The 13,353-nt window shown below is 41.7% G+C and carries 12 protein-coding genes and 1 pseudogene; 12 read left to right on the top strand and 1 reads right to left on the bottom strand.

Annotation, left to right across the window (positions count from 1 at the left end; all coding sequences use genetic code 11):
- Positions 1 to 51 precede the first annotated feature (51 nt).
- From M1F65_RS03695 to M1F65_RS03640, 12 genes and pseudogenes are all read left to right on the top strand, one after another.
- Positions 52 to 852 carry a dihydroorotate dehydrogenase electron transfer subunit gene (locus M1F65_RS03695; RefSeq protein ID WP_001070074.1) on the top strand — a complete coding sequence of 267 codons (801 nt, stop codon included), beginning with the start codon at positions 52 to 54 and terminating at the stop codon, positions 850 to 852.
- Positions 815 to 1,801 (top strand): dihydroorotate dehydrogenase, encoded by a 987-nt coding sequence (locus M1F65_RS03690; RefSeq protein ID WP_161800715.1) that lies wholly within the window; start codon positions 815 to 817, stop codon positions 1,799 to 1,801. Before M1F65_RS03695 ends, M1F65_RS03690 begins: the two co-directional genes overlap by 38 nt.
- A gap of 110 nt (positions 1,802 to 1,911) precedes the next feature.
- A complete protein-coding gene (locus M1F65_RS03685) occupies positions 1,912 to 4,164 on the top strand; it encodes a glucosaminidase domain-containing protein (protein ID WP_125328033.1) in 2,253 nt (750 codons plus the stop codon).
- Between the two features lie 170 nt (positions 4,165 to 4,334).
- Positions 4,335 to 5,342 (top strand): annotated as a pseudogene (locus tag M1F65_RS03680) (DNA/RNA non-specific endonuclease).
- Positions 5,343 to 5,433: 91 nt separating this feature from the next.
- Entirely contained in the window at positions 5,434 to 5,670 is a 237-nt protein-coding gene (locus M1F65_RS03675; RefSeq protein ID WP_049479736.1) for a DUF2829 domain-containing protein, read from the top strand.
- Positions 5,663 to 6,361: a 3-oxoacyl-ACP reductase gene (locus M1F65_RS03670; protein WP_049479735.1), complete on the top strand. Its 699-nt coding sequence runs from the start codon at positions 5,663 to 5,665 to the stop codon at positions 6,359 to 6,361. Before M1F65_RS03675 ends, M1F65_RS03670 begins: the two co-directional genes overlap by 8 nt.
- 10 nt (positions 6,362 to 6,371) lie before the next feature.
- Positions 6,372 to 6,872 carry an NUDIX hydrolase gene (locus M1F65_RS03665; RefSeq protein WP_247925501.1) on the top strand — a complete coding sequence of 167 codons (501 nt, stop codon included), beginning with the start codon at positions 6,372 to 6,374 and terminating at the stop codon, positions 6,870 to 6,872.
- Positions 6,850 to 7,698, top strand: coding sequence for a putative PEP-binding protein (locus tag M1F65_RS03660; RefSeq protein ID WP_247925500.1), 849 nt, complete (start codon positions 6,850 to 6,852; stop codon positions 7,696 to 7,698). The genes M1F65_RS03665 and M1F65_RS03660 overlap by 23 nt, the downstream gene beginning before the upstream one ends.
- Complete coding sequence (locus M1F65_RS03655; RefSeq protein ID WP_049518538.1) at positions 7,695 to 8,135, top strand: ASCH domain-containing protein; 441 nt, start codon at positions 7,695 to 7,697, stop codon at positions 8,133 to 8,135. The genes M1F65_RS03660 and M1F65_RS03655 overlap by 4 nt, the downstream gene beginning before the upstream one ends.
- A gap of 120 nt (positions 8,136 to 8,255) precedes the next feature.
- Entirely contained in the window at positions 8,256 to 10,802 is a 2,547-nt protein-coding gene (locus tag M1F65_RS03650) for a M1 family metallopeptidase (protein ID WP_125384621.1), read from the top strand.
- A 110-nt stretch (positions 10,803 to 10,912) separates the two neighbouring features.
- A complete protein-coding gene (ciaR, locus tag M1F65_RS03645) occupies positions 10,913 to 11,587 on the top strand; it encodes a two-component system response regulator CiaR (protein WP_000590635.1) in 675 nt (224 codons plus the stop codon).
- Positions 11,577 to 12,914 (top strand): sensor histidine kinase, encoded by a 1,338-nt coding sequence (locus M1F65_RS03640; protein WP_247925499.1) that lies wholly within the window; start codon positions 11,577 to 11,579, stop codon positions 12,912 to 12,914. The genes ciaR and M1F65_RS03640 overlap by 11 nt, the downstream gene beginning before the upstream one ends.
- A 64-nt stretch (positions 12,915 to 12,978) precedes the next feature.
- Here M1F65_RS03640 and M1F65_RS03635 read toward each other — a convergent pair whose 3' ends face one another.
- Entirely contained in the window at positions 12,979 to 13,263 is a 285-nt protein-coding gene (locus tag M1F65_RS03635) for a DUF3270 domain-containing protein (protein ID WP_247925498.1), read from the bottom strand.
- Positions 13,264 to 13,353: the final 90 nt, after the last annotated feature.

Raw genomic sequence — 13,353 nt, 5'->3', positions numbered from 1 at the left:
TAGCAAGGCCTTTTCTTTATCTGGTCCCCTTAAATTTAAGGAGGAAAAGTCATGAATCCCACATGTAAGAAGCGTTTGGGTGCCATTCGTTTGGAAACCATGAAGGTGGTCGCACAAGAGGAAATTGCGCCAGCAATCTTTGAATTAGTCCTAGAAGGGGAGATGGTTGAAGCCATGCGAGCCGGCCAATTTCTTCATCTGCGTGTGCCTGATGACGCCCATCTCTTGCGCCGCCCTATTTCAATTTCGTCTATTGACAAAGCAAACAAGCAGTGTCACCTTATTTATCGGATTGAGGGGGCTGGGACAGCTATTTTTTCAACCTTAAGTCAGGGAGATACTCTTGATGTGATGGGACCTCAGGGAAATGGTTTTGACTTGTCTGACCTAGACGACCAGAGTCAAGTCCTCCTCGTTGGTGGTGGGATTGGTGTTCCACCCTTGCTAGAAGTAGCCAAGGAATTGCATGCGCGTGGGGTGACAGTAGTGACAGTCCTCGGTTTTGCGACTAAGGATGCTGTTATTCTCGAAACCGAATTGGCCCGATATGGTCAGGTCTTTGTAACGACAGATGATGGTTCTTATGGCATCAAGGGAAATGTTTCTGTTGTTATCAATGATTTAGACAGTCAATTTGATGCGGTTTACTCATGTGGTGCTCCGGGAATGATGAAGTATATCAATCAAACCTTTTATGATCATCCAAGAGCCTATCTATCTCTAGAATCTCGTATGGCTTGTGGGATGGGAGCTTGCTATGCCTGCGTTCTAAAAGTGCCAGATAGTGAGACCGTCAGCCAACGCGTCTGTGAAGATGGCCCTGTTTTTCGCACAGGAACAGTTGTATTATAAGGAGAAAGTCATGACTAACAAACGTTTACAAGTTTCTCTACCGGGCTTGGATTTGAAAAATCCCATCATTCCAGCATCAGGCTGTTTTGGTTTCGGCCAAGAGTATGCCAAATACTATGATTTAGACCTTTTAGGCTCCATTATGATCAAGGCGACGACACTTGAACCCCGTTTTGGGAATCCTACTCCCAGGGTGGCAGAAACGCCTGCAGGTATGCTCAATGCAATCGGTTTACAAAATCCAGGTTTAGAAGCTGTTTTAGCTGAAAAGTTGCCTTGGCTGGAAAGAGAATATCCTTCGCTTCCCATCATCGCCAATGTAGCAGGCTTTTCAAAACAAGAGTACGCTGCCGTTTCTCAGGGGATTTCCAAGGCTACAAATGTAAAAGCTATCGAGCTCAATATCTCTTGTCCGAATGTGGATCACGGCAATCATGGACTTTTGATTGGGCAAGATCCTGACTTGGCTTATGAAGTGGTAAAGGCAGCTGTGGAAGCCTCTGATGTGCCAGTTTATGTTAAATTAACCCCTAGTGTAACGGATGTTGTCACCATCGCCAAAGCCGCAGAAGATGCAGGGGCAAGTGGCCTAACCATGATCAATACCCTTGTCGGTATGCGCTTTGACCTTAAAACCAGAAAACCAATCCTAGCCAATGGAACAGGTGGAATGTCTGGACCAGCAGTCTTTCCAGTAGCCCTCAAACTCATCCGCCAAGTCGCCCAAACAACCGACCTTCCCATCATTGGAATGGGAGGAGTGGATTCTGCTGAAGCAGCGCTAGAAATGTATCTGGCTGGTGCCTCTGCTATCGGAGTTGGAACAGCCAATTTTACCAATCCATATGCCTGTCCTGATATTATTGAAAATTTACCAAAAGTCATGGATAAATACGGCATTAGCAGTCTAGAAAATCTCCGTCAGGAAGTCAAAGCCAATCTGAGATAAGCTAGGTCTTCCTTATCGTCAACAAGAAATAGAATCTTCATCAATTTGTAATATTTCCGTCGATTAACTATGTTACAATAGGGTTTAGAAAACGTTATTGGAGCATTTAAATGAAACGATGGAAAGTGGCCCTAGTAAGTGCTAGCTTATTGGGGTGTTTTTTTACTGTAGTGGAGACAGCAAAAGCAGAAGAGGGAACGTGGCAAGGAAAGACCTACCTCAAAGCAGACGGGAAACCAGCAACCAACCAATGGATCTATGACCAAACGCAACAGGCCTGGTTTTATTTAACAGCTGATGGAAATCGTGCTGAGAACGGCTGGTTGACAGTTGGTGGTAAGGATTACTATTTTAACGAAGCTGGAAAATTAGCTACGAAAACGTGGGTTGGCCAGTACTATGTGACTGAAAGTGGTGCTAAAGCCAAGGAACAGTGGGTATTTAATCAGGAACAAGAATCCTGGTATTATCTCAAGTCTGATGGTCAGAAAGCTCAAAACGAATGGATTCAACAAGGTCAGGAAAAATATTACCTTAAAGAAGACGGGAAAATGGCCAAAGATGAGTGGATCACTCAAGGGGAGAACCAGTACTACATCAATTCACAAGGTAAAATGCTGAAAAATGCTTGGCTTGGTAAGAGCTATATATCAGAAAATGGTAATAAGGTTAAACAAGCCTGGATTTATGATGACAACTATAGCAGTTGGTTCTACCTTCAACAAGATGGTACCTATGCTGAAAATATGTGGTTAACTATAGATGGGAAGGACTACCATTTTAAATCAGGCGGTTATCTTTCTACTGAACGTTGGATTGATCGCTTCTATGTTGCGAAGAGTGGAGCTAAATTGAAATCGGAATGGTTCTTTGATAAGAATTATGATGCTTGGTTTTACTTGAAAGCTGACGGAACCTATGCCGAAAAAGGCTGGGAAACGATTAAAGAAAAAGATTACCATTTCAAATCAGGCGGCTATCTTTCTACCGAGCGCTGGATTGACCGCTTCTATGTTGCTAAAAGTGGAGCCAAACTGAAATCGGAATGGCTCTTTGACAAGAATTATAACTCTTGGTTTTACTTGAAAGATGATGGAACCTATGCTGAAAAAGGTTGGCAAACCATCAAAGGCAAGGATTACCATTTCAAATCAGGCGGCTACCTCTCTACGGAAACTTGGATTGACCGTAGTTATGTGACGAGCAGTGGTGTAAAAGCCGGCAAAGGTTGGCTCTTTGACAAGAACTATAACTCTTGGTTCTATATCAACTCTGATGGAAATTATGCCAATAAAGAATGGCTCTGGGATAATGGTTACTACTATCTCAAATCTGGTGGTTATATGGCTGCGAGTGAGTGGGTATGGTACAAGAATAACTGGTTCTATCTCAAGTCAAATGGAAAGATGGCTGAGAAAGAATTAATCTACGATTCATCCGACCAATCATGGTATTACCTTAAATCAGGCGGTTATATGGCAAAAAATGAAACTGTGGATGGTCATACCTTGGATGCTTCTGGTAGATGGCATGTTGCGGATAAAACCAAATATTACAAAGTTAAACCCATCACAGCCTATGTCTACAGTGCATCTGGAGAAATCTTGAGTTACATTAATCAAGGAAGTATTGTTTCACTGGATAGCTCGACGCGAAAAGGTGGCCGACTTGCAGTTTCGATTTCTGGCTTGTCTGGCTATATGAATCAAAGTGATTTGACAGCAGTGGATGAAGGAAGCGAGTTTATCCCTCATTATACTAGTGATGGGAAATTCCTTTACCATGAACTCTCTCCATACACGAGTATCAAAGTAGCTCCACACACCTCTGCTATGGTTATTGGCAAGAAGTACTACTCAACTGATGGAGAGCATTTTGATGGCTTTACCATTAAAAATCCTTTCCTCTATAAAAACTTGAGAGAACCAAGTAATTATAGTGCAGCTGAGTTGGATAAACTGTATTCAATGATGAACTTGCAGGATAGTCCTCTTGCAGGTAAAGGAGCGACTTTCAAAGAAGCTGAGGAACGCTACGGTGTAAATGCCCTTTACTTGATGGCCCATAGTGCCCTTGAAAGTGCTTGGGGACGCAGTCAAATTGCCAGAGATAAGAACAATTTCTTTGGTATTGCTGCTTATGATACTAGCCCATATCTCTCAGCCAAGAGCTTTGATAATGTGGACAAAGGAATTCTCGGAGCGGCCAAGTGGATCCGTGAGAATTACATCGACTACGGTAGAGACCACCTTGGAAATAAAGCAACCGGAATGAATGTTCGCTATGCTTCAGATCCATACTGGGGTGAGAAGATAGCCAGCATCATGATGACTATCAACAGCAAACTTGGTTGGAAAGACTAATCAAAAGAAATCAACGGTAACTACTGAAAAAGTAGTTATCGTTTTTGTTTTGGATAAAGGAAGAAAATAGGATAATAATAGCCTCTTTATTCTTGAATAATTAGCAAAATGATAGTAAAATGTAAAAGGAAGGATTGATATAGTTATTATACAAAATAAAGGAGTTTTTTATGAAAAAGTTGCTCACCCTTTCACTTGCCTTACTTTCAGTAACAACACTTGTTGCTTGTTCTGGTCATAAGGTAGAACAAACAGTTCCAGAAGAAAAAGTCGAACAGAAGCAAGCCAAGTTCGATGAAAAGTTGTTTAAAGAAGCTGGACTCTTGCCTTTTAAAAATGAAAAGCAGTTAGAACTTGGGGAATTGGATTCCAAATCACGCGCGACGGGTGCTCATATTCAACTCAAGGACAGCGATGAGCCAACTGAGAAGAGAGAACCTAAGTTGACTTATGATCCAGTTGGATGGCACAACTATAAATTCTTTTATGGTGATGGTAAAAAAGAAGCTTGGCTGATGAGTCGAGGCCATCTGATCGGGTACCAATTTAGTGGATTGTATGATGAAAAGAAAAACTTGGTCCCTATGACTAATTAGCTCAATGCTGGAAATTATTCTGGAACAGATGATCAAAACCAAAGTAGCATGCTTTACTATGAAAATCGATTGGACTCTTGGTTGGCCAATCACCCAAACTATTATTTAGACTACAAGGTGACCCCAATCTATCAAAAGGACGAATTGATCCCGAGATAGATTGAGTTGCAGTATGTGGGAATAGATGAAAACGGCAAACTCTTGGAGATCAAGTTGGGTGGTAGTAAGGAAAAGGTTGATCAGTATTCTGTGACGCATGTCGTTTTAGAAAATGATTCAGCTAATGCGGAAATCAATTATTTGGATGGTACTGCTAAAAATACAGTTGAAGATGCAAAGATAAAAGAAGAAAAAGAAAAAGCCAAGAAAGAGGCTGAGGAAAAAGAAGCAGCTGAAAAGAAAGCGAAAGAGGAAGAAGAAAAAGCACGTCAGGCCGCACAAGAAAAGGAAGAAAGCCAAGAATCAAACTCGCAATCAACTAATTCAGGTGGCTACTTTAGAGATAAAAACGGAAGATGGCACAGACCAAATGGTAAATTTGCTTCTAAGAAAGAAATTAGAGAAGCCGGATTGCAGTGGTAGGAAGAATTTAGCAGATATACAGTCAAAAAGCCGTTGGAAAACGGTTTTTTGTTATAATTGAATGAAGAATGTAGAATTAAAGGAGAATATCATGACTTTTGAAGAAATCCTGCCTGGGTTAAAGGCCAAGAAAAAATATGTACGAACTGGTTGGGGAGGGGCTGAAAACTATGTCCAACTCTTTGACACTATCGAGCAAAACGGGATTGCACTTGAAGTGACGCCCTATTTCCTAATCAACGTGTCTGGGGAGGGAGAAGGTTTTTCCATGTGGAGCCCGACACCTTGTGATGTTTTGGCGACGGACTGGGTAGAAGTCCATGACTAGACGTGTATTGATGACGGGAGTAAGTTCAGGGATTGGTCTGGCTCAAGCACGACTCTTTTTAGAGAATGGCTATCAAGTTTATGGAGTTGACCAAGGTGAAAATCCACTCTTAGAGCGTGATTTTCACTTTTTACAGAGAGATTTGACCTTGGACTTGGAGCCAATTTTTGACTGGTGTCCTCAGGTGGATGTCTTGTGCAATACTGCTGGAGTTTTGGATGATTTCAAACCACTTTTGGAACAATCAGCCCAGGAAATTCAAGAGATTTTTGAAATCAACTATATGACTCCTGTTGAGTTGACTCGTTATTATTTGACGCAAATGCTGGAAAATAAAAAAGGAATTATCATCAATATGTGTTCGATTGCTTCAAGTCTAGCTGGCGGAGGTGGTCACGCCTATACCTCGTCTAAGCACGCCTTAGCTGGCTTTACCAAGCAGTTGGCTCTAGACTATGCTGAGGATGGTATTCAGGTCTTTGGGATTGCTCCAGGGGCAGTCAAGACAGCTATGACCGCTGCCGACTTTGAACCAGGTGGCTTAGCTGACTGGGTGGCTAGTGAAACGCCCATCAAACGCTGGATTGAGCCAGAGGAAGTAGCAGTGATTAGCCTTTTCTTAGCAAGTGGAAAAGCGAGCGCCATGCAAGGACAAATCCTGACTATTGATGGTGGCTGGTCTTTGAAGTAGGAGGAGTTGGATGGAAATCAAAAAACACTTTGGAGTCTATGCTGTTTGCTTTGAAAATAGGAAGTTACTCTGCATTGAAAAAACGAGAGGCCCTTATCAACATCGTTATGATCTACCCGGTGGTAGTCAGCAACTTGGTGAAGGACTGACGGAAACGCTGATTAGAGAAGTTATGGAAGAGACAGGATTTACTGTTAGAAGCTACTCCAATCCTCGAATCTACGATATTTTCGTCAGGGAAGAGTTAAAAAATTGTGTGGTTCACCATATCATGGCATTTTATGATATTGAGGTCAACGAGAAGGAAGCTCAAGTTACTATTTCGGAAGCTGTCTCTGATGGTGCGAATGATTCACTTGGATATGTTTGGATGGATATTCAGAAAATCACAGAAGAAAATGCATCGCCATTAGTCTTGAAGGTTAAGTCTGAATTATTAGGATTTCCGGAACTGGACAAGACTTCCTACATGAATTGGAAGGTGAATAATGAGAAACCAACTTGCCCTTAGTGGCGAACAAATTGTTGCAAAAGTTTACCCACAACTATTGCATCATGTTGGCATAATTCGTGGAGAATACTTACTGAGAGAGCTCAATCAAAATATTCTCTTATCAAGTTGTCAGCAATTTGTAAAAGATTATCTAGACACCATTTGCTCCTTGTACTCAGATGAAGAGGTTTGGTATCGTTTTTCAGAGTTAACAAATACAGAAGCTAATTGTTTAGAGGGGACTAAAGAGCATTTTGATGAAAATCATCCCTTGTTTGGTTATAGAGGAACTAGGCGCTTGCTGGCGTGTCCTGATGAATTTCAGGCTGAAGCACATGTCGTTACAGAAGTTTATCAAACCAATCCCAATCTGTCTGTTATCTTTCCTTTTGTCAATGATGCTAAGCAGTTAAAGCAAGCTATTAGGGTATTACGTCAGCATGGTTTTACTGGAAAAGTCGGAACAATGATTGAATTGCCGTCAGCTTATTTCGACTTGGACAGGATACTGGAAACTGGTATTTCAAAGATTATAGTTGGAATGAATGATTTGACTTCATTTATTTTTGCGACTGTGAGAAACAGTCAATGGCATGATATGGAAAGTCCAATAATGTTAGATATGCTGAGAGATATGCAGGATAAAGCAAGGATGAAAAAGATTAACTTTGCTGTAGCAGGCTATCTGAATCCTTCTTTCATACAAAAAATGAATCAGACGGGTATCAAGTGTATTATCCACTACAGTTCTATTCCAGAGATTTTTGATTTAGAGATTGACCATCCAGACCACCTCAAACGTGTAAAAGAATTAAGTAAAAAATTACAAAGGAGCAACCCATGACACCGCAAGAAATGTGGAATGACTACAAGCAAATCAACCCCTCTATCGGAGATGAGATAGATGCCTGGGCTTTTGGAGTGGAAGCAGATCTCTTGGCAGATTTGGTTTTAAAAGGCGAAAAGACAGCAACTGCCTCAGCCTACGACCTCTATGCAATAGAAGACGAACCTCTTCCACGAGAAGGAACCTTTGACATCATTTTAGATAGCCAAGATCGAGCTGTCTGCATTGTCGAAATTACTAAGGTTTCCGTTCAGCCCTTTCATCAAGTTTCTGCTGACCATGCCTATAAGGAAGGTGAGGGAGACAAATCTTTAGCCTATTGGCGTCAGGTTCATGAAGACTGTTTCGCCGAGTGGCTGAGAGAGGCAGGACTGACTTTTACACCTGACAGCAAGGTTGTTTTGGAAGAATTTCGCAAGGTCTACCCACTCTAGACTGCAGAAGGAAGAAAGTTTTGGAAATTACCGTCCAATCCTTTTTTCTAAAGCAAAACATGATATAATAAGTTTGTTTGAAGAAGAGTAAAACTCTTAAACTTAGAATAGGAGAAAACTATGCAAGCAGTTGAACATTTTATTACGCAATTTGTTCCTGAACACTATGATTTATTTTTAGACTTGAGTCGTGAGACCAAGACCTTTTCTGGGAAGGTGACCATCACTGGTCAAGCCAAGACTGACCGTATTTCCCTTCACCAAAAAGATTTGGAAATCGCTTTTGTAGAAGTTGCGGGTCAAGCTCGTCCGTTTACAGTTGACCATGACAATGAAGCCCTTCATATCGAATTGGCTGAGACTGGTCAAGTTGAATTGGTCATCGCTTTTTCAGGAAAAATCACAGACAACATGACAGGGATTTACCCTTCTTATTACACAGTTGATGGTGTCAAGAAGGAAGTCCTGTCTACTCAGTTTGAAAGCCATTTTGCGCGTGAAGCCTTCCCATGTGTGGACGAGCCTGAAGCCAAAGCAACTTTTGACCTCGCTCTACGTTTTGACCAAGCGGAAGGTGAAGTGGCCCTGTCAAACATGCCAGAAATTGATGTGGAAGACCGTAAGGAAACAGGCGTCTGGAAGTTTGAGACAACACCTCGCATGTCTTCTTACTTGTTAGCCTTTGTAGCTGGTGATTTGCAAGGGGTAACCGCTAAAACCAAGAATGGTACTCTCGTTGGTGTCTACTCAACCAAAGCCCACCCCCTATCAAACCTTGATTTCTCACTGGACATCGCCGTTCGCTCAATCGAGTTTTACGAAGATTACTACGGAGTTAAGTATCCAATTCCTCAATCGCTCCACATCGCCCTTCCTGACTTCTCAGCAGGTGCAATGGAAAACTGGGGTCTTGTGACTTACCGTGAAGTTTACTTGGTTGTGGATGAGAACTCAACCTTTGCTAGCCGTCAACAAGTTGCCCTTGTTGTGGCACATGAGTTGGCTCACCAATGGTTTGGTAACCTCGTGACTATGAAATGGTGGGATGACCTTTGGCTTAATGAAAGCTTCGCCAACATGATGGAATACGTCTGTGTGGATGCCATCGAACCAAGTTGGAATATCTTTGAAGATTTCCAAACAGGTGGTGTTCCAGCTGCGCTTAAACGCGATGCGACGGATGGTGTTCAGTCTGTTCATGTCGAAGTCAAACACCCAGATGAAATTAATACGCTCTTTGATGGCGCTATCGTCTATGCCAAAGGAAGCCGTCTCATGCACATGCTTCGCCGTTGGCTAGGAGATGCAGATTTTGCTAAGGGTTTGCACGCTTACTTTGAAAAACACCAGTACAGCAATACCATTGGTCGTGACCTATGGAATGCCCTTGGACAAGCGTCAGGCCGTGATGTTGCAGCCTTCATGGATTCTTGGTTGGAACAACCTGGTTATCCAGTTCTCACTGTCAAAGTTGAAAATGACGTCTTGAAGATTTCGCAAAAACAATTCTTTATCGGTGAGCACGAAGACAAGAACCGCCTCTGGGTAGTGCCACTCAACAGCAACTGGAAAGGTTTGCCAGACACACTTGAAACTGAAAGTATCGAAATCCCTGGCTATGCCGCTCTTCTTGCTGAAAACAAAGGAGCACTTCGTCTCAACACTGAAAATACAGCCCACTACATTACAGACTATCAAGGAGACTTGTTAGATGCTGTTCTTGCTGAGCTAGAGTCACTTGATAACACAAGCAAACTGCAAATCGTCCAAGAACGTCGTCTGCTTGCTGAAGCAGGGCACATTTCTTATGCTGACTTGCTCCCAGTCCTTGATAAACTTGCTAAGGAAGAGTCATACCTTGTTGTATCAGCTGTTTCTCAAGTGATTTCTGCCCTTGAGCGCTTTATTGATGAAGGTACAGAAACTGAGAAAGCCTTTAATACACTCGTTGCTAAATTGGCTCGTCACAACTATGACCGTCTTGGCTTTGAAGCCAAAGACGGGGAATCAGATGAGGATGAATTGGTTCGTCAGTTGGCCGTTTCTATGATGATTCGGTCAAATGATGCAGAAGCTAGTCAAGTCGCTAGCCAAATCTTTGCAGCTCACAAGGATAATCTTGCAGGACTTCCAGCAGCAATCCGTGCTCAAGTTCTCATCAATGAGATGAAACATCATGAGACCAAGGACTTGGTCGCAACTTATCTGGACCTCTACACTCATGCCACAGATGCTGTTTTCAAACGTCAGTTGGCAGGAGCTCTTGCCTACAGTACAGATGCCGACAATATCCAAACCTTGATTGGCTCATGGAAAGATAAATTTGTGGTGAAACCACAAGACCTTTCTTCATGGTACCTCCAATTCCTCGGACACCAAGCAACTCAAGAAACTGTTTGGGTTTGGGCGCGTGAAAACTGGGATTGGATCAAGGCAGCTCTCGGTGGCGACATGAGTTTTGATAGCTTTGTTATCTTCCCATCACACATCTTTAAAACTGAGCAACGCTTGGTAGAGTACAAGGAATTCTTTGAGCCACAACTCTCTGACCTTGCTCTTAGCCGCAACATTCGCATGGGGATCAAGGATATCGCAGCGCGTGTTGACTTGATTATGCGTGAGAAAGCAGCAGTAGAAGCTGTTGTAGCCCAATATGCTAAAGCTTAATTCATTCGAAATGTAAATAAAAAACTCAACTTTCTCTCTGAAAACAAGAGAGAGTTGAGTTTTTTTTAAGGCAATTTTGGTATAATAATCATAACAAGGAGGAGTTTCTGATGATAAAAATCTTATTAGTAGAAGATGACCTAGGCCTGTCAAACTCAGTATTTGACTTTTTAGATGATTTTGCAGATGTCATGCAGGTCTTTGATGGAGAAGAAGGTCTCTACGAAGCAGAAAGTGGCGTTTATGACTTGATTCTGCTTGACCTGATGTTGCCTGAAAAAAATGGCTTCCAAGTTTTGAAAGAATTGCGTGAAAAAGGAATTACGACACCAGTCCTTATCATGACAGCTAAGGAAAGTTTGGATGACAAGGGACATGGTTTTGAGTTAGGAGCGGATGACTACCTCACCAAACCTTTCTACCTAGAAGAACTTAAAATGCGGATTCAAGCCCTTCTCAAACGTTCAGGCAAGTTTAACGAAAATACCTTGACCTATGGGGATGTTGTCGTCAACCTTTCAACGAATGAAGTAAAAGTGGAAGATACGCCTGTGGAGCTGCTCGGAAAAGAGTTTGAGTTATTGGTTTACTTCCTTCAAAATCAAAATGTCATTCTTCCCAAGACACAGATTTTTGACCGTCTATGGGGATTTGATAGCGATACGACTATTTCCGTTGTAGAAGTCTATGTCTCAAAAGTTCGTAAGAAATTGAAGGGAACAGCCTTTGCTGAAAATCTTCAAACCTTGCGTAGTGTCGGGTATATTTTAAAAGATGTTCAATAAACTAAAAAAAACATGGTATGCAGATGATTTCAGCTATTTCATTCGAAACTTTGGAGTGTTCACCCTGATCTTCTCTGCTATGACCTTGATTATCCTCCAGGTCATGCACTCGAGTCTCTATACTTCTGTAGATGAAAAACTCCAAGCCCTTAGTAGCAGTCCCCAAGCGGTTATCCAGTTAGCCCTGAATCGGGCAACCGAAGAAGTCAAGGATATTCAACCCGCAACTGCGGATGCCAGCAAGGCTGAAATCAAGCCCAATGTCAGCTCCAATACAGAAGTTTTGCTTTTTGACAAGGATTTTAACCAACTCTTACTGGGCAATCGCTTTTTGGGCTTGGACAAAATCAAGCTGGATAAGAAAGAGTTGAATCATATTCGCCAAATCCAAGTCGTCAATAGTTATGGTCAGGAAGAAACCTATCGAATGGTCTTGATGGAAACCAACTCTTCCACCGTATCAAGTAATGTCAAATATGCGGCGGTTCTAATCAATACCAGCCAGCTCGAGCAAATCAGCCAAAAACACGAGCATTTAATTGTTGTAGTGATGGCTAGTTTCTGGCTCCTGTCTTTAATTGCCAGTGTTTACCTGGCACGTGTCAGTGTCAAACCGCTACTGGAAAGCATGCAAAAGCAGAAGTCTTTTGTTGAAAATGCCAGTCATGAACTGAGAACGCCTTTGGCCGTTTTACAAAATCGTTTAGAGAATCTCTTTCGAAAACCAGAGGCAACCATCATGGAATCCAGCGAAAGTATCGCTTCCAGTCTTGAAGAGGTTCGCAATATGCGTTTCCTCACGACCAATCTTCTCAACCTTGCACGTCGAGATGATGGAATCAAACCAGAAATAGCAGAAGTTTCTCCACAATTCTTTAAAACAACCTTTGCCAACTATGAGTTGATTGCTTCTGAAAATGATCGTGTTTTCAACTATGAAAATCGAATTTATCGTCCATTCTTGACCGATCAGTTGCTCCTAAAACAACTCATGACCATTTTATTTGACAATGCCATCAAGTATACCGAAGAAGATGGGAAAATTGAGTTTGTAGTCTATGCTACAGATCGCCACCTCTATCTTACAGTAACGGATAACGGAATTGGAATTTCAGCTGCTGATAAGAAGAAAATCTTTGACCGCTTTTACCGTGTGGACAAGGCGAGAACCCGTCAGAAAGGTGGTTTCGGCCTGGGACTATCTTTGGCCAAGCAAATCGTAGATGCCTTACGAGGAACGATTAGCGTAAAAGATAACAAACCTAGAGGAACAATTTTTGAAGTTAAGATCGCTATTCAATCTCCTTCAAAACGTAAGAATAAATAAAAAAGACAGTTAGATAACTGTCTTTTTTGATAACTAGAAAAGAGGTTGGTAGTAGTACCAACCTTTATTTTGAAAATTTTCGTTTAATAATCTTTCGTTGAAGTTGTAAAAGTGCGAAGCTTGTTGCCATAGCAGCGATAAATGATAAAGCTGTATTAAATTTTAAGGCTAAAAAGATAAAGCTAAAAAGCACCATAAAAATACAGAAACAAGCGATATTTACAAAAAATAAAATCTCTTTTAGGTTAGGGCCGACTGGGGCTTCAGGTGTGTAATCTTGGTAAAGCGGAGTTTGTTTCGATTCGGGAGCTTGTTCAAACTCATAAGCTTCTAGTTTTCTTGCGGACATGATTCTCTCCTTAACAGTACATAACTATTTTATCATTTTTTATGCAGAGAATTATTACAGAATTGTTACAAAACAACTAAAGTCTCTTAT

Source organism: Streptococcus oralis (assembly GCF_023109195.1).
Lineage (GTDB): Bacteria > Bacillota > Bacilli > Lactobacillales > Streptococcaceae > Streptococcus > Streptococcus oralis_BV.
This window is presented reverse-complemented; position numbering and strand designations above follow the sequence as displayed.